Source organism: Halogranum roseipondis, from assembly GCF_059695585.1.
Window position 1 is genome coordinate 2,698,049 of the sequence record NZ_CM185235.1, and the last position, 19,300, is coordinate 2,717,348.

The 19,300-nt window shown below is 66.4% G+C and carries 28 protein-coding genes; 12 read left to right on the plus strand and 16 right to left on the minus strand.

Annotated elements, in window-relative coordinates; all coding sequences use genetic code 11:
* Positions 1-55: 55 nt before the first annotated feature.
* Together EOHIBHHM_RS14130 and EOHIBHHM_RS14135 are read right to left on the minus strand one after the other, a co-directional pair.
* Positions 56-1,387, minus strand: coding sequence for a sodium-dependent transporter (locus EOHIBHHM_RS14130; RefSeq protein WP_497251645.1), 1,332 nt, complete (start codon positions 1,385-1,387; stop codon positions 56-58).
* Between the two features lie 246 nt (positions 1,388-1,633).
* Positions 1,634-2,338 carry an SDR family oxidoreductase gene (locus EOHIBHHM_RS14135; RefSeq protein WP_497251647.1) on the minus strand — a complete coding sequence of 235 codons (705 nt, stop codon included), beginning with the start codon at positions 2,336-2,338 and terminating at the stop codon, positions 1,634-1,636.
* 273 nt (positions 2,339-2,611) lie between these two features.
* Between EOHIBHHM_RS14135 and rpl7ae the strand changes: the two genes are divergently transcribed.
* The 9 genes from rpl7ae to EOHIBHHM_RS14180 all read left to right on the plus strand — a co-directional run bounded on the left by rpl7ae (position 2,612) and on the right by EOHIBHHM_RS14180 (position 7,814).
* The gene (gene rpl7ae / locus EOHIBHHM_RS14140; RefSeq protein WP_089823535.1) at positions 2,612-2,974 is read left to right on the plus strand and encodes a 50S ribosomal protein L7Ae; all 363 of its coding nucleotides are present in this window, start codon (positions 2,612-2,614) and stop codon (positions 2,972-2,974) included.
* Between the two features lie 6 nt (positions 2,975-2,980).
* Positions 2,981-3,205: a 30S ribosomal protein S28e gene (locus EOHIBHHM_RS14145; protein WP_009374932.1), complete on the plus strand. Its 225-nt coding sequence runs from the start codon at positions 2,981-2,983 to the stop codon at positions 3,203-3,205.
* Between the two features lie 3 nt (positions 3,206-3,208).
* Complete coding sequence (locus EOHIBHHM_RS14150; protein ID WP_497251650.1) at positions 3,209-3,400, plus strand: 50S ribosomal protein L24e; 192 nt, start codon at positions 3,209-3,211, stop codon at positions 3,398-3,400.
* Positions 3,397-3,876: a nucleoside-diphosphate kinase gene (gene ndk / locus EOHIBHHM_RS14155; protein ID WP_497251652.1), complete on the plus strand. Its 480-nt coding sequence runs from the start codon at positions 3,397-3,399 to the stop codon at positions 3,874-3,876. The genes EOHIBHHM_RS14150 and ndk overlap by 4 nt, the downstream gene beginning before the upstream one ends.
* A gap of 28 nt (positions 3,877-3,904) precedes the next feature.
* Positions 3,905-4,255, plus strand: a complete 351-nt coding sequence (locus tag EOHIBHHM_RS14160) for a TOBE domain-containing protein (protein WP_497257010.1) — start codon at positions 3,905-3,907, stop codon at positions 4,253-4,255.
* 121 nt (positions 4,256-4,376) lie between these two features.
* A complete protein-coding gene (locus tag EOHIBHHM_RS14165) occupies positions 4,377-5,777 on the plus strand; it encodes a selenium-binding family protein (protein WP_497251654.1) in 1,401 nt (466 codons plus the stop codon).
* The gene (locus EOHIBHHM_RS14170) at positions 5,777-6,088 is read left to right on the plus strand and encodes a 2Fe-2S iron-sulfur cluster-binding protein (protein WP_497251656.1); all 312 of its coding nucleotides are present in this window, start codon (positions 5,777-5,779) and stop codon (positions 6,086-6,088) included. Before EOHIBHHM_RS14165 ends, EOHIBHHM_RS14170 begins: the two co-directional genes overlap by 1 nt.
* A gap of 14 nt (positions 6,089-6,102) precedes the next feature.
* Complete coding sequence (locus EOHIBHHM_RS14175) at positions 6,103-6,897, plus strand: hypothetical protein (protein ID WP_497251658.1); 795 nt, start codon at positions 6,103-6,105, stop codon at positions 6,895-6,897.
* Positions 6,898-6,992: 95 nt separating this feature from the next.
* On the plus strand, positions 6,993-7,814 hold the full coding sequence (locus tag EOHIBHHM_RS14180) for a class I SAM-dependent methyltransferase (protein ID WP_497251660.1): 822 nt from the start codon (positions 6,993-6,995) through the stop codon (positions 7,812-7,814).
* A 23-nt stretch (positions 7,815-7,837) separates the two neighbouring features.
* On the opposite strand, the gene EOHIBHHM_RS14185 is transcribed toward EOHIBHHM_RS14180, so the two are convergent.
* The 9 genes from EOHIBHHM_RS14185 to EOHIBHHM_RS14225 form a co-directional block, all read right to left on the minus strand.
* Positions 7,838-8,260, minus strand: a complete 423-nt coding sequence (locus EOHIBHHM_RS14185; protein WP_497251662.1) for a dCTP deaminase/dUTPase family protein — start codon at positions 8,258-8,260, stop codon at positions 7,838-7,840.
* Between the two features lie 60 nt (positions 8,261-8,320).
* Positions 8,321-9,397 carry a methionine synthase gene (locus EOHIBHHM_RS14190; protein WP_497251664.1) on the minus strand — a complete coding sequence of 359 codons (1,077 nt, stop codon included), beginning with the start codon at positions 9,395-9,397 and terminating at the stop codon, positions 8,321-8,323.
* Positions 9,394-10,401, minus strand: a complete 1,008-nt coding sequence (locus EOHIBHHM_RS14195) for a 5-methyltetrahydropteroyltriglutamate--homocysteine methyltransferase (protein WP_497251666.1) — start codon at positions 10,399-10,401, stop codon at positions 9,394-9,396. The genes EOHIBHHM_RS14190 and EOHIBHHM_RS14195 overlap by 4 nt, the downstream gene beginning before the upstream one ends.
* 59 nt (positions 10,402-10,460) lie before the next feature.
* Complete coding sequence (locus EOHIBHHM_RS14200; protein ID WP_497251668.1) at positions 10,461-11,075, minus strand: HemK2/MTQ2 family protein methyltransferase; 615 nt, start codon at positions 11,073-11,075, stop codon at positions 10,461-10,463.
* Positions 11,072-12,328, minus strand: coding sequence for a mechanosensitive ion channel family protein (locus EOHIBHHM_RS14205; RefSeq protein ID WP_497251670.1), 1,257 nt, complete (start codon positions 12,326-12,328; stop codon positions 11,072-11,074). Before EOHIBHHM_RS14205 ends, EOHIBHHM_RS14200 begins: the two co-directional genes overlap by 4 nt.
* Complete coding sequence (locus EOHIBHHM_RS14210) at positions 12,321-13,217, minus strand: 16S ribosomal RNA methyltransferase A (RefSeq protein WP_497251672.1); 897 nt, start codon at positions 13,215-13,217, stop codon at positions 12,321-12,323. The genes EOHIBHHM_RS14205 and EOHIBHHM_RS14210 overlap by 8 nt, the downstream gene beginning before the upstream one ends.
* A gap of 92 nt (positions 13,218-13,309) precedes the next feature.
* Positions 13,310-13,906, minus strand: a complete 597-nt coding sequence (locus EOHIBHHM_RS14215) for a DUF655 domain-containing protein (protein ID WP_497251674.1) — start codon at positions 13,904-13,906, stop codon at positions 13,310-13,312.
* A gap of 139 nt (positions 13,907-14,045) precedes the next feature.
* The gene (locus EOHIBHHM_RS14220) at positions 14,046-14,402 is read right to left on the minus strand and encodes an RNA polymerase Rpb4 family protein (RefSeq protein WP_497251676.1); all 357 of its coding nucleotides are present in this window, start codon (positions 14,400-14,402) and stop codon (positions 14,046-14,048) included.
* Positions 14,403-14,693 carry a 50S ribosomal protein L21e gene (locus tag EOHIBHHM_RS14225; RefSeq protein WP_497251678.1) on the minus strand — a complete coding sequence of 97 codons (291 nt, stop codon included), beginning with the start codon at positions 14,691-14,693 and terminating at the stop codon, positions 14,403-14,405.
* Positions 14,694-14,843: 150 nt separating this feature from the next.
* Between EOHIBHHM_RS14225 and EOHIBHHM_RS14230 the strand changes: the two genes are divergently transcribed.
* Positions 14,844-16,007 (plus strand): cystathionine gamma-synthase, encoded by a 1,164-nt coding sequence (locus tag EOHIBHHM_RS14230; protein WP_497251680.1) that lies wholly within the window; start codon positions 14,844-14,846, stop codon positions 16,005-16,007.
* Positions 16,008-16,107: 100 nt separating this feature from the next.
* Here the strand turns inward: EOHIBHHM_RS14230 and EOHIBHHM_RS14235 are convergent, their stop codons facing one another.
* Positions 16,108-16,326, minus strand: coding sequence for a hypothetical protein (locus EOHIBHHM_RS14235; protein ID WP_497251682.1), 219 nt, complete (start codon positions 16,324-16,326; stop codon positions 16,108-16,110).
* A 94-nt stretch (positions 16,327-16,420) separates the two neighbouring features.
* Here EOHIBHHM_RS14235 and EOHIBHHM_RS14240 point away from each other — a divergent pair, with 94 nt between their 5' ends.
* Both EOHIBHHM_RS14240 and EOHIBHHM_RS14245 read left to right on the plus strand, forming a co-directional pair.
* Positions 16,421-16,588 carry a hypothetical protein gene (locus EOHIBHHM_RS14240; protein WP_497251684.1) on the plus strand — a complete coding sequence of 56 codons (168 nt, stop codon included), beginning with the start codon at positions 16,421-16,423 and terminating at the stop codon, positions 16,586-16,588.
* Positions 16,589-16,658: 70 nt separating this feature from the next.
* A complete protein-coding gene (locus EOHIBHHM_RS14245; RefSeq protein WP_497251686.1) occupies positions 16,659-16,865 on the plus strand; it encodes a hypothetical protein in 207 nt (68 codons plus the stop codon).
* A gap of 203 nt (positions 16,866-17,068) precedes the next feature.
* Here EOHIBHHM_RS14245 and EOHIBHHM_RS14250 read toward each other — a convergent pair whose 3' ends face one another.
* The 4 genes from EOHIBHHM_RS14250 to rpl12p all read right to left on the minus strand — a co-directional run bounded on the left by EOHIBHHM_RS14250 (position 17,069) and on the right by rpl12p (position 19,297).
* Positions 17,069-17,335 carry an elongation factor 1-beta gene (locus EOHIBHHM_RS14250; RefSeq protein WP_089823571.1) on the minus strand — a complete coding sequence of 89 codons (267 nt, stop codon included), beginning with the start codon at positions 17,333-17,335 and terminating at the stop codon, positions 17,069-17,071.
* 2 nt (positions 17,336-17,337) lie between these two features.
* Positions 17,338-17,514: an HVO_2753 family zinc finger protein gene (locus EOHIBHHM_RS14255; protein WP_009367546.1), complete on the minus strand. Its 177-nt coding sequence runs from the start codon at positions 17,512-17,514 to the stop codon at positions 17,338-17,340.
* Between the two features lie 53 nt (positions 17,515-17,567).
* Positions 17,568-18,809 (minus strand): tripartite tricarboxylate transporter permease, encoded by a 1,242-nt coding sequence (locus EOHIBHHM_RS14260; protein ID WP_497251689.1) that lies wholly within the window; start codon positions 18,807-18,809, stop codon positions 17,568-17,570.
* Between the two features lie 152 nt (positions 18,810-18,961).
* Positions 18,962-19,297, minus strand: a complete 336-nt coding sequence (gene rpl12p, locus EOHIBHHM_RS14265) for a 50S ribosomal protein P1 (RefSeq protein ID WP_497251691.1) — start codon at positions 19,295-19,297, stop codon at positions 18,962-18,964.
* Positions 19,298-19,300 lie beyond the last annotated feature (3 nt).

The following is a 19,300-nucleotide window of genomic DNA, read 5'->3' on the forward strand; positions in this document are numbered from 1 at the left end:
CAAAAATCGGGGTTCGGTGACGATCCGTAACCCGACGGTCGGCGGGAGGCCGCGTTCAGAAGGGCGGGACGATGGCTCCGTCGACGAAGAGCGTCTGGAACCCCAACAGGAGGGTGCCGAGGACGCCCGCGATGACGACCGTCCGGGCCGTCCAGAGCCACGTCAGGCCGAGCCCCTCGTTGGCGGTGCTCCCCTTCAGCAGTTCGGCGAGCGCCGGACGGCCGTAGACCCACCCGACGAAGACGAGGATGCCGAGCACCGAGGTCGGCAGCAGCAGCTGGTACGCGAGCGTGTCGAACCAGGTGAGCCACGCCGTATCCCACGCCGAGGGGATACCGAGTGCGAAGATGACGCCGCCGAGGCCGGTGGCGATGACGGGCCGACTGTAGGACGTGTTGTCGACGGCCCACGAGACGACCACCTCGAGCAGGCTGATGGCGCTGGAGAGCGCCGCGATGAGCACCACGACGAAGAAGAAGAAGCCGAGTGCGTTCCCGGCCGGCAGTTCGGCGAACGCCGTCGCGACGCTGACGAAGACGGCGCCGGCCCCGCTGGTGTTGGGGTCGATCCCCTGTGCGAACAGCAGCGGCAGGACGACGAGTCCGGCGAGGACGCCGACGAACGTGTTGAGGACGACGATGGTGAGACTGTCGCCGAACAGGCTCTCGTCGCCGTCGATGTAGGAGGCGTAGGTGATCATCGCACCCATCCCGAGCGACAGCGAGAAGAACGCCTGCCCGACGGCGAACGGAACGATCTCGCCGAAGTTGGCGGCGAGCGCGCCGAAGTCCGGCGACAGGAAGTAGGTGTACCCCTCGCTCGCCCCCGGCAGCGTGAACGCCCAGATGGCGAGCGCGATCAGGATGACGACGATGCTCGGCACCATCAGTTTCGTCGCCTTCTCGATGCCGTCCTCGATACCGAGGGCGACGATGCCGATCACGAGCGCCATGAAGACCGCGTGGAGCGCGAGCGCGTCGAGACCCATCGAGACCTGTCCGAAGTACGCCGCTGGGTCGGCGAAGTACGCGCCGGTGACGCTGCCGGCGATGTAGCGAAGGACCCAGCCGCCGACGACGCTGTAGTACGACAGGATCCAGAAGCCGGTCGCCAACCCGAGGACGCCGACGATCCGCCAGTTGCGGTAGCCGAGTTCCTCGAAGGCGTCGATGGTGTTGAGCTTCGCCTTCCGGCCGATGACGAACTCCGCGAGGATCGCCGGGAGTCCGATGCCGAGAACGGCGAGGAGGTAGACGACGAGGAACGACGATCCCCCGAACTGTGCAGTTTTGAACGGGAACTGCCAGATGTTCCCGAGTCCGACGGCGCTGCCGACGGCCGCGAGGATGAAGCCTGCCCTCGTGGCCCATGTTTCACGTTCGCTCATGAGTGTGTTCCACTGGTTTGCCGAACGGCGGATAAGCCTCACGGCTTGTGATTCTGTTACACGCAGTGAGAGTTGAGAATTAACTCCTAGTTCGCCAGTTCTCCCGACGAGTGACCAGTTTCTACCTGTCAGTGGGCTCGCTTATGGACGAATGTGGGTATCAGTGTACGGCTCCGGACGCCACCAGTCGGCGACGAGCGGTGCTCGCCGCGGCGCGGCGCAGGAGGGGAGACTGCGTCCGGCGCGTCAGGCCTCGCCGTACACCGGGACGGCGGCTCCACTCGTCACCTCGGCGGCGTCCGAACAGAGAAACAGCATCACCCGCGCGATCCGTTCGGGGTCGACCCACTCGTCTTTCGGCTCCATCATCTCGCGGTTCGCCGGCGTGTCGATGACGCTCGGCATCACCGCGTTGGCGCGGACCGTTCCGGTGTTCTCCTCGGCGATGGTCTCCGTCAGCAGGCGGACGCCCGCCTTGGAGGCACGATACGGGCCGTCGCCCTCCCCACCCTCCAGCGAGGAGCGCGCCGAGACCGAGACGATCGCACCCTCCGTCTCCCGGAGCTGCGGGAGGGCGTGTTTCGACGCCAGGAACATCGTCTTGAGGTTGACGTCGAACAGCAGGTCGAACTCGTCGACGTCGGTCTCGTCGATGGGCGAGCCGCCTTTCCACGTCCCTGCGATGTTGAGGAGACAGTCGAGTCGGCCGTGGTCGTCGACGACCTCGTCGAGGACGCGTTCGACGTCGGACTCGTCGGTGAAGTCGCCCTGGTAGAACTGGATTCGCTCGCCCGTCTCCAGGTGAGCGTCCTCGTCGCTCGGGTCGACGACGTCGCTGGCGGCGACCGTCGCACCGGCGTCGCGGAACGCCGTCGCGACGGCGCTGCCGAGTGCGCCGCTGGCACCGGTGACGAGGACGACGCGGTCGGAGTAGTCGAATCTCGCAGACATGTCCGTGCCATCGGTTGGCAGAGAGATAAAGTCGGTGGCGGCGACGGACGACGGGAGGTCGACGCGTCTCGGCGCGACCCGTGGCCCCCGTGCGCCGGTCTGCCACGGCGTGGGCGCTTTGAAAGCGCTTTTATGGGGTGGAAGACAACTCGTGTGTACAGCCTGCCCGGGGTTGATGATACTCCTCGCCGTCAGGGACCGACCACTTTCCGCTGAGGTTTCTCGGTGGGTCGGCGAGGCAGTCGAGCCCGCGAGCAGGAGAGGTGAACAACCATGCCAGTCTACGTCAATTTCGAAGTCCCAGCCGACCTTCAGGAACGCGCCGTCGAGGCGCTCGAGGTCGCCCGAGACACAGGTAGTGTAAAGAAAGGAACGAACGAGACGACGAAAGCCGTCGAGCGCGGCAACGCGGACCTCGTCTTCATCGCCGAGGACGTCTCGCCGGAAGAGATCGTGATGCACCTGCCCGAACTCTGTGAGGAGAAGGGCATCCCGTTCATCTACGTCGAGACCCAGGACGACATCGGCCACGCGTCCGGTCTCGAAGTCGGCAGTGCCGCCGCGGCCATTGTCGACGCTGGCGAGGCCTCGGACGACGTCGAGGACATCGCCGGTAAGCTCGAGGACCTGCAGTAAGCATCCATGAGCGCAGAAGAGACCGCCAGCGACTCGACGTCCGCCGAGGTCATCGAGGTCGTTGGCAAGACTGGGATGCACGGCGAGGCCATGCAGGTCAAGTGCCGCATCCGCGAGGGCTCGAACCAGGGCCGCATCATCACGCGGAACGTGCTCGGTCCCGTGCGCGAGGGCGACATCCTTCAGCTGCGCGAGACCCAGCGCGACGCCGACTCCATCGGAGGGCAGTAACTCATGCCACAGCACCGTGACTGCGACTACTGCGGCGCCGACATCGAACCCGGCACGGGGACGATGTTCGTCCGCACCGACGGTACAGTGATCCACTTCTGTTCCTCGAAGTGCGAGAAGAACACCAACCTCGGTCGCGAAGCGCGCGACCTCGAGTGGACCGAAGAGGGCGGTCGTCAGGGGGCGCGTGAATGAGCCACCACGACGAACGCACCTTCGTGATGGTCAAGCCCGACGGCGTCCAGCGCGGCCTCATCGGCGAAATCGTCTCTCGCTTCGAGGACCGCGGTCTGAAGCTCGTCGCCGGCAAGTTCATGCAGATCGACGAGGAGCTCGCCCACGAACACTACGGCGAGCACGAGGGAAAGCCGTTCTTCGACGGTCTCGTCGACTTCATCACGTCCGGTCCCGTCTTCGCGATGGTCTGGGAGGGCGCAGACGCGACCCGACAGGTCCGTCAGATGATGGGCGAGACGGACCCCGCCGAGTCCGCACCCGGCACCATCCGCGGTGACCTCGGGCTCGACCTCGGACAGAACGTCATCCACGGGTCGGACCACGAGGACGAGGGCGCGAACGAACGCGAGATCGAACTGTTCTTCGACGACGAGGAACTCGTCGACTGGGACCAGACGGAGGCCGTCTGGGTCTACGAAGACGAAGACCACTAACGCGACTCCGACGCGACTTCTCCGTTTTATCACCCGTCCGACAGCGAAGCGTCAGCGAGAGAAAGCTTATTTTCGTCCGAAGCGTCACTCTCTACAAATGTCGAGTGAGTCCTACAACAGGCTGAGAGGAACTGTCCAGTCGGTCGTCCACACCGGAAGCGTCGCCCACGTCGTCCTCGAGGGATCGGACGGCGAGTTGTTCACGACGCTCCTGACGGCCGCCGCCGTCGACAGACTCGGACTCGGCACCGGCGACGAACTGGAGGCGACGATGCAGGTCGCGGAGATCGCAGCCAACGGCCGACGTGCACAGTCCGTCCGCCGGCACGCGCCGTCGAGAACCCTCGACGGGGTCGAACTGAGTCGCCCGGCGGTCTGAGCGGTCGCTTCGGGTCGTGAGGGTTCCCACTTCGAGCGGTGACCGTTCCCATTTCGGGTAAACGAACGTTCTGTTCTGAACAGACAAAGAGCGATACCGTTTGCCCGCGTCCACTACTAGCATGAGTGACGCTGACTCACCACACGCGGCGACGGAGCACAGTCACCACGAGCACCACGGGGTAGAGGGCCCCGGCTACGCGACTCCGCAGGCCGCCATCGAGGAGTCGGAACCCGAGGAGGTCGCCTACGTGATGAGTCTCTACGTCGGCACCGACGTCGACGCACCGGACTTCGTCTCCGTCGTCGACGTGAACCCCGACTCGGAGACGTACTGCGAGATCGTCGACCGACTGGAGATGCCCAACCGCGGCGACGAACTGCACCACTTCGGCTGGAACGCCTGTTCGTCGTCGTGTCACGTCGAGGGACTCGAACGGCGCTACCTGCTGGTCCCGGGCGTCCGGTCGTCGCGACTCCACGTCGTCGACACGAAGGACCGTCGGAACCCCGAGATCGTGAAGGTGATCGAACCGGAGGAGGTGTTCGAACACGACCTCTCGACGCCACACACGGTTCACTGCGTCCCCGAGGGGAAGATCATCGTCAGCATGCTCGGCAACGCCGACGGCGACCTGCCGGGCGGTTTCCTCGAACTCGACCACGACTTCGACGTCGTCGGACGGTGGGACCCGCCGGGCGAGATACAGATGAACTACGACTACTGGTATCAGCCCCGGCACAACGTGATGATCTCCTCGGAGTGGGCCGCGCCGAAGACCTTCTTACCCGGGTTCGACCTCGAAGACGTCGAGAAGGGAAAGTACGGTCGTCGCATCCACATCTGGGACTGGGAGAACCACGAGGTGACCCAGACGCTCGACCTCGGCGAGGAGGGACAGATCCCGCTCGAAGTGCGGTTCCTGCACAGTCCCGAGGCGGCGCACGCCTACGTCGGCGCCGCCCTCTCTTCGAACGTCTTCCACGTCCACAGAGACGGAGAACAGTGGGCCGCGGACAAAGTGATCGACGTCGAACCACGCGAGCACGACGACTGGGACATGCCCGTCCCGGGTCTCGTCACGGACCTGCTCGTCTCGATGGACGACCGCTATCTGTTCTTCTCGAACTGGCTCCACGGCGACGTGCGGATGTACGACGTCTCGGACCCGGCGAACCCACGACTCGCCGACCGGGTGTGGGCGGGTGGGCTGTTCGGCCCACGCACCCCCATCGACGGCGAGCGCGAGGTGTTCGGCGGCCCGCAGATGATCCAACTCTCGCTGGACGGGACGCGCCTCTACTGGACCACCTCCCTCTTTTCCTCGTGGGACAACCAGTTCTACCCCGAGGAGGGCGAGCAGGGGTCGGTGATGTTGAAGGCCGACGTCGACCCACGGAAGGGGACGATGACGCTCGATCCGGAGTTCATGGTCGACTTCGGTGACCTCCCGAACGGTCCGGCCCGCGCTCACGAGATTCGCTGGCCCGACGGCGACTGCACGAGCGACGTCTGGCTGTGATGGACGTGCGCCTCCAGTGGCCCGACGGCGACGAAGCGGTCGTCGAGGCCGCGGTCGACGAGTCGATACTGGAGGCGGCCGAGCGTGCGGACGTCGCCGTCCCGTTCGGCTGTCGGACCGGCGCGTGTGCCACCTGTACCGGCCGGGTCGAGTCGGGTGACGTCGCTCATCGTCGCCCGCCGCGGGCGCTCAAACGGCGGCATCTCGACGCGGGCTACGTGCTCTGCTGTATCGCCGAACCGCGGAGCGACTGCACCGTCGCCGTCGGGAAGGACGTCGCCGCCGAACTGGTGTCGAACCCGTGGCGGTGAGGTGAGGAGACGAGATGAACCGACGAGTGGCCGACCGCCGCGACCGATCGACCGTCGCAGAGCGTCTGGGCTCGACCGCAGTGCGACGAGCGGTGTCGACCACTGCACTGGCGGCGACGCTCCTCGTCGGGACAGTCGCGGCGCACGACGAACCCGCGACCGTCGCCGACGGGACGCTGTCGGTCGGGGTCGTCGTCGCGCTCGCGGTCGGACTGAGTCTCCTCGGCGGCGTCGCCGTCGCTCGCTACGTGTCGGCAAGCGGCCGCGAGACGCTCGTTCGCGTCGTCGGCGTCCTGCTCGTCGTCCTCGGCGGGAGCGCCGTCGCAGTCGCGTTCACAGAGCACACAGTCGTCGCGAGCGTCGGCGCGCTCCTCGGCGTGGCAGTCGCCGTCGGTGTCGCTCGCAGGCGTCGTCTCGGGGGGTGTGCCGACGCGACGTTCGGTGCAGTGCTCCTTCACCGAGTGTTGGAGGGTACGGCACTCGCCACGGCGGCGACGACCGGACTCGCGTTCGGCCTCGTCGGAGCGGTGATCTTCGCCGGTCACGCGGCCGCAGAGACGTGCGCCGTCGGCGGGTTGTACGCCGCCGAGACGCGTAGACGGGCGCTGCTGGCCGTCGGCGCGGTTCAGGCGGCGTTCGTCGGCGGCGCAGTCGCCGGGAGCGCGGTTCTGGGTGTGCTCTCTCCGGCGGTTCGCGTCTTTCTGTTCGGTCTCGTCGGCGGCGTGCTGCTCGCCGTCGGCGTCGTCGAGGTGGGAACCGACCGCACGACGGTGGCGGGCGAGTCGATTGGACAGATGACGGAGCACTGAGACGCGTCGTTCGGTATCGGTGAACGTCCACGTCGCGTGTGGACGTGTGACGTGCAGGGAGAAGAGCCATGTCGCCGGCGCGTGCGAGTCGGCGTATGGACGACTCTCTGTCCGCGAACCGCGACCACTGGGACGAGTTGGCCGATCTCCACCCCGGGACGGAGTTCTACGACGTCGAGTCGTTTCTCGAGGGCGAGACGACGCTGATGGACCTCGAACGCGAGGAACTCGCCGACGTCGTCGGCGACGGCACCGACCTACTGCACCTCCAGTGTCACTTCGGCCTCGACACGCTCTCGTGGGCGCGAGAGGGGGCGACGGTGACCGGCGTCGACTTCTCGCCGAGAGCGATCGAGACGGCCCGCGAGCTCCGGGAGGAGGTCGGCATCAGCGAGGAGCGAGCACGGTTCGTCGAGAGCGACGTGTACGACCTCGCCGACGCTCTCGACGATCGGTTCGACGTGGTCTTCACCTCCTACGGCGTCCTCTACTGGCTCCCGGACCTCGAGCGCTGGGCCGACGTCGTCGACCAGTTCCTGAAGCCCGGCGGGACGTTCTACCTCGCGGAGATCCATCCGGTCTTCGGGATGAGTGAACAAGTCGGCGACGACGACTGGATACAGCTCCCGTACCCGTACTTCCAGGACGAGGCGATGACGTTCGAGACCGACGAGACGTACGCCTCCGACGACACAGTGTCAAAGACGACGGTCTCCGAGTGGAACCACGGCGTCGGCGACGTGATCAACGCACTGCTGGGTGTCGGTCTCGACATCGAGCACCTCCACGAGTTCCCGAAGTCGAGCTACCAGCGGGTCGAGGAGATGGTCGAGGGCGACGACGGCTGGTGGCGACTGCCCGACGGACCGGACGTGCCGATGACGCTGTCGATACGGGCGAGCAAGCCTGCGAACTGACGTGTCGTGACGCTCCGACGCTGCTACGGCGACGGAAGCAGCGTCGAAACGCGGGCGTTCTCTTTGAGACGGATCCCGCCGGTCGGTACCGACAGCGGTATCCGTCCGAGCGACTCGGTGAACAGCGTCGGGTGGAACGCCCCGCGATCACGCAACTCGGTTCGGGTCTGGAGGACGGCGGTTTTCACCCCGGTCAGCGTCTCGTTGTAGACGAGGAGATACTGCCCCTCGTCGAGATTCCACCAGCCGTAGTCGTCGTCTGGGTCACGCTTCTCCGTCTCGACCGGCGACGACTCGGCCGCCGTCAGTTCACCGCCACCGAAGTCGACGCGTCCCGGTTCGTCGATGGAGTGTATCTCGGCGACCGTCAGGTCGACGCCGCTGTCGTGGACCTGTGTCTCTTCGTGGACGATGCCGTCGAGTCGGTCGGCCAGCGTGTCGCTCATAGGTGCGTTCGGCCTTGCGTCGCTCCGGAGAAAAAGCTCCGGGCAGGAGAAGGAGAGCGCTCAGTCCGCCTTCGGCGCAGCCACGTCGACGTCGATCTCGCCGGCGTCGAGTTCCCGCTCGACTTCGCGGGCGGCTTTCACCATGTTCTCCATCTTGCCGTAGGCGACGTCACGCGGGAGGAGCTTCAGCCCGCAGTCCGGGCTGATGGTGAGTTTCTCCGGCGGCACCACTTTGAGCCCCTGCAGGATGTTCTCCTTGATCTCCTCGACGGGTTCGACTTCGGCGGTGTGGGCGTCGACGACGCCGAGCGCGAGGTCCGGCTCGAACTCCGGTTCGGTGAAGACGTCGATCTGCTCGTAGTCGCCGTTGCAGAGTTCGACGTCGAACTCGTCGATGGGGTAGTCGTTGAGTTCGGGGTAGATGCGCGAGTAGTCGCCGTAACAGACGTGGAGACCGATGCGAATCTCCTCGGGGATGTCCTTGACGATGCGTTCGAGACACTCGCCGACGATGGCGTGGTCGTCCGGCGTCGTCGCCAGGGCGGGTTCGTCGATCTGGATGTAGCGCGCGCCCGCCTCGACGAGTTTCTCGATCTCCTCGTTGACGAGGTCCGCCAGATCGTAGGCGAGTTCCTCCTCGGTCTCGTAGGCCTCGTTGAACGACCAGTTGGCGAGGGTGTACGGTCCCGTGATGGGTACCTTGACGGGCTTCTCGGCGACGTTCGTCGTGAACTCGAACTCGTCGACCAGCCACGGTTCGTCGTACTCGACCTCGTCTGCGACCGACGGCTTGTTGAAGTAGTTGTGGCCCCAGACTTTCACCGGACCGTTGAACTCGTAGCCGTCGATGCGGTGGGCGAAGAACTCGACCATCTCGTTTCGGCGCATCTCGCCGTCGACGACGGTGTCGAGGCCGGCACGCTCGTGTTCGTGGGTGATGACCTCACAGGCGTCGTCGTAGGCCTCTTCGAGATGCTCGGCGGTGAACTTCGACTCCTCGTCTTCGGAGAGTTCCTTCGCGCGGTTCAGCCACTTCGGTTTGGGGTAGCTGCCGACGACGGTCGTCAGCAGGAAGTGGTCGGTCTCGTGGTTCTCGGGGCGGAACTGCTCGCGGTTCTTCTCGGGGTTGCGACTCATGCTTTCACCTCGTTGAGGCTCGCTGCCTCGGCCAGGACGGCCAGTTTCTCCTGATACTTGTTCACCGGCAGGTAGAACAGCTCGGTGTTGGACGTGACGTAGACGGTGTCGAACTCTTGAGCGGCGACCTGCTCTTGGACCCAGTCGACGCGCTCGCGGACCGTCTCCGGCGACTCGACGAGCGTGTTCTGCCCGTCGACGAGGCCGAGGGCGACGTCCGATTTCGTACCGTACTCGTTGATGTTGTAGAGCGTCTGTTCGCGGTCGCCGGCGACGAAGTCGAAGCCGATGGCGTCGACGTCGGCGTCCATCAGGTGCGCGTAGACCTTCTCGTCGAGCGCGCCCCAGTAGCTGTTGACGACGACGTCCGCGTCGGTCGCGTCGGCGACGCGGTCGATGACCTCGCTCGCGAGGGCGTCGACGTCTTCGCCGGGTGCGTTTTCGACGAGCGACGGTTCGTTCAGGAACAGCGTCTCGTGGGCGGGGAACGCCTCGACCTCGCCGGCGAGGAAGTCGCCGACGGCGTCGAGGAACTCCGCCTCGTCGCCGTAGTGTTCGTCGGTCGCGAGGTCCGCCAGCGAGTACGGACCGGGGAGGACGGCCTGGAGGGGAGCCTCACCGTCGGTAGCCTCGGTCGCCTTTTCGAGTTCGGCGGCGACGTCGCCGGAGAAGGTGAGTTCACCGGTGACCTGCGGGTCGCGATAGAAGTTGTTGTTGTCGTAGTAGCGGACGATACCGCCCGTCTCGACGTTGTCGTGGACGGTCAGCGGGTGCGCGAGGTTGTCGTCCCAGCGGAGCTGTCCCTCGACGACGCGGTCGAGGCCGGCGTCGAGCTGGTCGGTGACGACCTCCTCGCGCGCCTCGTCGTACGCCGCGACGATGTCGTCGCTCTCGTCGCCGGAGATCAGATCGCCCTTCTGGTGGCCTTTCAGGTCGGACAGCCGGTCTTTCGCCCAATCGGGGAGCGGGAATAGACCGGGTGTCGTCGCTACGAGTTCACTCATCACTCCCGGCTAAGAAATGCCGAGGCTTAATATTTGCTAATGAAGAAAATAACCAACACTCATCTCGAGAGTGCGAGCACCGTGAGCGTCTCGAACGGGTACGACTCCTGGACGGCGGTCTCGACGGTGAACCCGTTCGACTCCGCCCGATCGACGACGGCGTCGTAGCCGGTGAGACTGCTCACGAGCAGGAGGACGACGCCGTCGGGAGCGAGCACGCGACTCACGTCGTCGAGGAACGGGTCGATGAGTTCGCGGCCCGACTCGCCGCCGGAGAGCGCGTGTTCCATCCAGTCGTCCCACTCGTTGTCCGGGTCCGTCGGCAAGTAGGGCGGGTTGAACAGCACGGCGTCGAACGCGCCGTCGCGGAACGGGTCGAGCAGGTTCGCGCGGACGGCTTCGACGCCGCGTTCGCGGGTCTGTCGGCAGGCGTGGGGGTTGAGGTCGCTGCCGACGACGCGCGCGTCGGTGTTCTCGTCGACCTGCTGGGCGACCCACCCCGACCCGGTGCCGACCTCGAGGACGGTGCCGGAGACGGGGAACTCGACGGCGGCCTGCGCCAACAGCCCCGAGTCCTCGGCCGGTTGGTACACGTCGACGTTCATCCCCCGGCGTTCGGCGAGTCCGTCCGCGCTCGACCGTTCCGGCGGTTCTCCGTCGTTGTTCGTCGTCATTGCTCTCCTCCGTCGGTCGTCGCTTCGGCGCTCCGATCGGACTCCGACAACGGCACGTCGCTCTCGGCGTCGCGCCTCGACAGCGCGCGCTGTGGGTACGGGATGTCGATCCCCTCTTCCTCGAACGCCTCTTTCACCGCCGCGACGACGGCCGTCCGGGCGCGCCACATCCGGCGGGCGCTCGGGTTGTCGATCCAGAACCGAACCCCCAGGACGACCGACGAGGAGGCGAACTCCTTGAGGACGACCTGCGGCCCCGGCACGTCGAGTACCTCGTCGAGCGCCTCGACGGTGTCGAGTGCGACGTCGGCGGCGTACTCGGGGTCGACGTCGTAGTCGACGCCCACCTCGACTTCGATCCGGAGGCGACCCCGCCGGGTACGGTTGGTGATGGCCTCGTTGCTCACCTCGTCGTTCGGGAGGATGACGTACTCGCCGTCGAACGTCTGGAGTCGCGTGTTGACGATGGTGATGTCCGTCACGGTTCCCTCGTTGTCGCCGACGACGATCCAGTCGCCGATCTCGAACGGTCGGGAGAACATCAGCACGAACCCCGCGAGCACCGCACCGAGCGTCTGTCTCGCCGCCATCCCGACGATGATACCGAGGAACCCGGCCCCGACGAGGAGGCTCCCGAGGTCTTCGGTGAAGAGGCTGATGACGAGGAAGACGGCGGTGGCGTACAGCGACAGCTGCGTGAGGCGGAAGACGACCTCGCGCTGGTGGCGACTGATGGCGTCGCCCGTGCCGGCGACGACCTGGATGACGCGCCCGACGAAGTTGGTGAGCGTGTACGTGATCCCGAGGATGACGCCCGAGATCAGGATCTTCCCGGGGCGGTCACCCTCGTTGAGGTTGCCGAACGCGCCGACGAGCGCGCCGCCGAGCGCCCAGACGTCGACGAGGAGGAGGACGCCGACCGCGGTGGCGAGGGCGACGCCGCCCGAGGCGAGGACGCGTCTGATGGAGTCCGAGTCCATCGAGTTGACCCACTTGTTCTCGTAGTAGCGGATGCCGAAGACGGCGACGATCACGGCGACGGTGACGGCGACCTGGACGACGAGCGCCGTGCCTGCGGGGAAGATACCCTGTCCGAGAGCGTCGAGCGGAGCGGGAAGCTGGCTGACGGTCTCGTTGATCGTCTCGTTGGCCGCGTCGGTCGCCGAACCGTTCGTCGAGCCGTTCGCCGAGCTGTTTGCTGAGCCGTTCGCCGAACCGTTCGCGATCGGGAGCGGGTTCGGCGTCTCAGGCATCGCTCTCACGCCGCTCGACGTCGGCAGCGACGGCGGCGAGCTCCGCGAACTGTGCGGGCGCGAGTTTCCCCGCGCGCTTTCGCAGGAGCACCTCGTCGTACGCCTCGACGGCGTCGACGACGGCTTCGGGGTTCTCGATCCCCGTGATGTGCGTGGTGTTGCGGATGCCGTTTCGGATCGTCTTCCGTCGCTGGGTGAACAGTGCCTTCACGAAGTCGAGGAAGAACGCGGGGTCGTCGACCTCGTAGTCGGGGTCGCGCGGGGTCGTCCGGACGATAGCGCTGTCGACGGCCGGTGGCGGGGAGAACGCGGTCGGCGGCACGGGTTCGACCACCTCGACGTCGGCGTAGTGCTGGGCGCTGACGGAGAGTCGACCGTAGGCGTCGGTCGCTGGGTCGGCCGCCATCCGCTCTGCGAACTCCTTCTGGAACATCAACACCAGCGGCTTCCCCTCGGGGAGCAGTCGGAACGTTATCTCGCTGGAGATGCCGTACGGGAGGTTCGCGACGCAGGCGGTGAACTCGGGGAGGTCGACCGCTAGCGCGTCACCCTCGAGGACGGTCAACCGCCCGGCGTCGATCTCGTCGGCGAACTCTCGACGGAGGAAGTCGGCGAGGCGCACGTCGCGTTCGACGACGGTGACGCGGTCGGCGACGGCGAGTAGTCGGTCGGTGAGCGCACCCGTCCCCGGTCCGACTTCGAGGACGTGCGACGTGTCGGTGTCGTCGGGGAGATAGCTGGGAACGCGGTCGAGTACCCGGTCGTCGACGAGGAAGTGTTGGTCCTGGTCGGGGTCGCCGCGGAGTCCTGCACGCCGGATGAGCGCGTCGGGGTCTCGGAGCGTCCGCTCGCCGTAGAGTCCGTCGGAGACGCCGTCCTGCTCGGTCATTGCGGGAGATTTGACGACCGACGGCCGTAAACCTCCCGCTTGCACGTCGGTCCGTATCGGTGCTGTCGGGACGAGAGACTGTCTGTACGGCGCTACTGTTCGCGCTGTTCGCGGCGAACGAACGTCTTGTACTTCAGGTCGTCGTCGCGCAGCTCTTCGATGATCCGTTCGACGAGCACCTCCTGCGGTCGGTGGAGTCCCGACACCCGCTCTTCGAGTTCTTCGAAGCTCTCGAACGGCTTGCGCTTGCGCTCGTCGAGGATGTTGTTCCGGAGTTTCTTCCCGATTCCGGGCAGGAGGTTCAGCTGGTGGAGACGGAGGGTGATCGGCTGGGCGTCGTTGTAGAAGTCGACGAACCGCCGCTCGTCGCCGTCGACGATGTCGGCGACGACGTACTCCAACTCCGAGTGGGCGGCGTTCGAGAGGTCGTCGTACTCGACTTCGCGGGCGGAGTCGACCGACTGGCGGTCCGCGCTCGGTTCGACGACGATGCGGTCGCCGATGCCGACGTCGGCGTCCTCCGCGAGCGTCAGTTCGAAGAGACGGAAGTTCTCCTCTCCGAGGGCGTACGCGAGCGGCTGTTTCTTGTACTGCGGGCGGTCGTCGTCCGGGCGACCGTGTGCGAGATAGTCGAGGACGACGGCGTACCGCGCGTCGCTCTCGGCCTCACCGCTCTCGGATTCAGTCATAGACGACGGTTACGTCCACTGTCTATTTAAACAGTGGGACGACGCAGTAGTGGCGTCGCCAGCCGCCGGTCGAGCGACCGACGGCGGCCCGTCGCGATCGAGTCTCACGAGGAGTGTCGTGGGGTGCGACTGGCGTCGCTCAGACGTACTTCGCGACGACGTTGAGTATCTCGTCGAGTTCGTCGCCGTCGAGCGCGTAGCGCTGTTTGGCGAAGACTGCGCGGAGTTCGTCGCGGTCCCGCGGGAGCAGATCGGCGATCTTGTAGGCGGTCGCCTCGTCGACCTTCTCGAGTTCCTCGAGTTCGGCGACGAGTGCACGGGAGTCCTCCGGGTCGAGCACGGTGAACCGGTTGACGTGCTCGATGGCGCGGGCCAACTCGTATCGGAGTTCACGGTCCGGGTCGGCCGCACGCTCGGCTTCGACGTCCTGGAGGAGTTCTTTCACCTCCGAGATGGTGAGGTGCTCCTCGTCGAGCTTCTCTTTGAAGATGGTCATCTACTTCTGGGCGCGCAGGTGGGCGGGGCGGACGATGATCGTCTTGTCCTTGCCGCCGTCGTTGATCTGGACCTTGAACGCGCGGCCCTGCTTCCCGAGCACTTCACCGGTGTGACCGTTGAAGCGCGGGTGGAAGCGGCCCTTGCGGACGCTCGGGTCGAGTCGGAGGTGGACCTTCTGACCGACGTCGTACTCCTGGATCGCGCGCTGCGGCGGCGACGTACCGCGGTCGCGCGGATTGTTCGAGAGCTTTCCTCGCGTACCGTTCATGGGACCGTTGGAACTCGGCATAGTCGTGAGTTCGATTACTGCGCTTTCGATTATAAATGGTGCGTTCTCCGTCCGAGGGCGGGAGTCGTTCACACGGAGTGGCGAGTCTGCAGTCCCACGTCGACCGAGTATGTAGCCAGTCTTTAGACGCCTGCGGGCGATGGCGTCGGTATGACCGACGACGACCGGCGCATCGAGACGCGCGCCATCCACGCCGGACAGGAACCCGACGAGGAGACGGGCGCACTCATGACGCCCATCTTCGCCAACTCCACGTACAAGCAGGACGGCCCCGGTGAACATCGCGGCTACGAGTACTCGCGGACGGGGAACCCGACGCGGACGGATCTGGAGGAGAACCTCGCGGCGCTGGAGGGCGGCGACTTCGGCCGCTGTTTCTCCTCCGGGATGGGGGCGATCAACACCGTGCTCAATCTGCTGGAGGCGGGCGACCACGTCGTCGCGGGCGACGACGTCTACGGCGGCACCCACCGCATCTTCACGCAGGTCTACGAGAAGTTCGACCTCGAGTTCGACTTCGTCGACACGACCGACCACGACGCCGTCGACGACGCGATGGGGCCGAACACGGAGCTCCTCTGGGTGGAGACGCCGACGAACCCGCTCATGAACGTCAACGACGTCGACGCGCTCGCGGAACTCGCCCACGAGTACGACGCGCTCTGTGCGGTCGACAACACCTTCGCGACGCCCTACCTCCAGCGACCGCTCGAACACGGCGCTGACGTCGTCTGTCACTCGCTGACGAAGTACCTCGGCGGTCACTCCGACGTCGTCGGCGGCGCGCTCGTCGTCGACGACGAGGAGCTGGACGAGGAGATCGGCTTCTACCAGAACTCCGTCGGCGCGACGCCCGGCCCGTTCGACTGCTTCCTCGTCCTCCGCGGGACGAAGACGCTCCCGGTTCGGATGGACCGCCACTGCGACAACGCCCGCGCGCTCGCCGCGTGGCTGGACGACCACGAGGCGGTCCAGGAGGTGTTCTACCCCGGACTGGAGAGCCACCCGCAACACGAACTGGCGAGCGAACAGATGGACGACTTCGGCGGGATGCTCTCGTTCGAACTCGACGGCAGTCTCGAGGAGGCCAGCACCGTCGTCAGCGAGACGGACGTGTTCACCCTCGCCGAGTCCCTCGGCGGCGTCGAGAGCCTCATCGAACAGCCCGCGGCGATGACTCACGCGGCCATCCCGCGCGAGGAGCGTCTCGCGGCGGGTCTCACCGACGGCCTCGTCCGCGTCAGCGTCGGCGTCGAACACGTCGACGACATGAAGGCGGACCTCCAGCGGGCGTTCGACGCGGCGCTACAGTAGCTCGTGCAACTGTCTCCACACCCGACCGCACGACGGCGACCAGTCGGGTGTGATGACGTGCACTCGTTACTATAGAGTAGGCGACACTGCGCTCACGCCGTCACCGTTCGTTCCGTGCGTTCGGCAGCAGCCGCCGGAACAGCGGGAAGAACGGTTTGAGGAGGCCGACCGCCGCCAGGAGGAAGACGGCGAACGACGCCCCACCGGACGCTCCCAGCTCGCTCGCGAGGAGGCTGGCGGAGAGTGCGAGGCCGACGTAGAGCCAGAACGTCACGACGACGGGGATGTAACCGTACGTGGCGGCAGGCGTCTCGTACATACGTTGATGTACGTCCAGTTAACTATAATACTTCTGTTCGTACTACAGTTCGAATCCGTCAGTGTAGACGTACATTCTTCCCGACGGCGTCGAGGTGGACAGTCCCGCGTCACGTTCGGACGGCGGGTCGCGCTACCCCCGCGGTCGCGTCGACGGCCCGGTCGTCGCCAGTACGGGCGGCGTCGACGGCGGCGCGAACCGTGGACGCGCTGGCGACGCACAGCTCCAGTACGTGTCGAACGCCGGAACAGTTACTATTTAGAGCATATCGACCCCGATTACTTCCCGGTTAGCTCGATTTTATCAAGGTGTGTGGACTCGATTGATTCGAAATGGAGAACCGAACCATCGGGGACAGTCTGGCAACGGCGACGAAGAACCTAGAAGACGCGATCGACACCGACGAGTATCACGAGCTCGCGCCCCACCAACAGGCGTACCTGCAGGAGGCGCTCTACTACCTCGAGAGCGTCCAGAGTGACGCTTCACCGACGCGACGGTCGAACGTCGGCGTGACGACCACGGGTGAGCGTCGCTAGCGACTCTTCTGGACGACCTGCCGTCGGAACGCTCCGCAGCGTCCCGACGCGTCTCTTCGTGTGACCACCGACTACCGACCGCCGACCGAGTCGGTTCGCCGTCTGCGGTGAACTCGTCGCTCGCGGCGAGACGACCCGAGCGGTCGGTGGTCGGACGAGAAAACACGGACGGCGACGCCGTCCGCTGGTTCAGAACGAGGCCGTCAGATACGACCGACTTCGTCGACGCTGACGGACTCGACGCCCTCGACGCCGGCGAACGCCTCCTCGATCGCTTCCGTCCCGCCGGCACCGTCGGGGACGATGACCGTCGGGAACAGCGCGATGAGACCGAAGGCGACGTCCTCGCGGTCGACGCGGCTGATCTTTCCGCCCTCGGGGAGGGCCTCCTCGAGACGCTCCTGAAGCGCGTCGAGGTCGATCTCGGGGCTCTGCGGCATGACCTTCATCTTGGCTGCTACCTTTCCCATGATTATGGACCCATGAATCCGCAGTCGGGACACTCGTAGAGGTTGCTCTGTTTGCGGCACTTCGCACATCGGAAGATGACCTGCCCACAGTCCGGGCACTTGAAGCGGGCAGCGCTCATCCCGGCGATGTTGATGCCACAGGAGACACACTGACGCTCCTGTTGCTGCGACTGGCTCATACCCCTACAAACCGGGTGACGACTTTTAATGATTGTCTTTCCCCGCGCAGGGTTCAGAGGCCGAGCGCCAGCGGCCCGACGAGCACTCCCATCAGATGCACGCGGCGCGTGCCGAGTCGGGGGGGGACGAGTCCGACGAGCGTCGACACGGCGAACACCGCGACGCCGACGAGACCCGCGAACAGCCACGAGACGACGACGAGCAGACCGAGCACGGCCACCGAGAGCAGTCGGTAGTCCGTCCGACCGACCACGCGGAGATAGCGGTCGCCGACGAGGAGGACGAGCGCGAACCCGGTGGTCGCGGCGACGGCGACGACCGAGAGCGACAGCGGTAGCGACGGCGACCCCTCGAGTCCGTCGAGCGCGACCATCACGCCCGTCCGAGGCGTCCCGAGCGCGACCAGCGCGAACAGCGCGAAGACGGTGTTGGCCGTGTTGGCTCCACTCGTCGCCACCAGAAACCCGCGGGCGTCGTCGTCGCCAGGGACGGCGGGCAACGCGAGCACCGAAGCGATGGCCGCGGAGACGCCCGGCAGGTAGCCGACGACCGCCCCCGCCGCGGAGCCGGCGAACGCGGTCGACCCGAGCGTCCGTCGCTCCAGCCTCACCCGCGCGTCCGCCTGTGGCGGGACGCCCGCACCGTCCATCGCGTCGAGGAGCACCGGCGCACCGAACAACCCGGTGAAGAGCGGGGCGAGCATCCCCCCTGCGTCCAGCGGCGCGGCGGGCGAGATATCTAGCGTCAGCGCGCCGAGCAGGGCACTGACCGCGAAGGCGACCGCACCGCCGACTGCGGCCCGGTGAGTCGGTTCGGTCACGAGGAGAAACCCCACGACGCCCGCGAGCACCAGCGGGAGGTGCGCGCGGACGACGGGGTAGGCAGCCGTCATCGCGGCGGTCACCGGGACGGCGAGCGGGATCGCGAACAGGACGGCCGCACCGCTCCCGAGCGCGGAGAGTCGGAGCGCCTCGCGTCCGCGTCCGGCGACGACGAGACGGTGCCCCGGGAGTGCCGTCGCCGCCATCGCCGCGTCGGGGACGCCGAGTGCGAGCGCCGGGACGACATCGAGGAAGGTGTGGACGACGCCCGCGGCCAACATCGCCGCACCGACGAGACGGGGTGGTCCGGGAACCGAGGGCGCGACGGCGGCCAGGAGGAGCGCGAAGTTGTTGGCGTGGAGCCCCGGTACCAACCCGCTCAGCGTCCCGAGCGCGACGCCGCCGACCGCGAAGCCGACGACGGCGAGGCTCGTCGCGGGGTCGGCAGCGACGGAGACGCCTGGGAGGACCATCGCGACGAGGTGGCCGCCTCATCGGTGATAAACCGTCGGCTCGATGGGGGGTGGGACCGCCCACGTCGACGACGCCGTCGCTGTCGGACGGGGCGTCGAAAGAAAATCGGGGTTGTGAATCGAGTCGAGTCGCGAGGGGCGTGCGGTCGGGGTTAGCCGAACAGCTCGCCGAGGCCTTCGCCCGAGGATTCGTCCTCGTCGTCGTCCTCGTCCTCGTCTGCGGCCTCTTCTTCCTCGTCGTCCGTGGTGTCGAGTTCCTCGGACTCCTCGTCGCCGCCGGCGGCGCCGCCAGCGGGGGCTGCTGCCGGTGCGGCAGCGGCCGTCTCGATCGCTTCCTCGATGTCGACGTCCTCCAGCGCGGCGACGAGCGCCTTGACGCGGGATTCCTCGACATCGACGCCAGCGGCCTCGAGGACCGCCGTGATGTTGTCTTCGTTGATCTCTTCGCCCGTCTCGTTCAGGATGAGAGCTGCGTAAACGTATTCCATTGT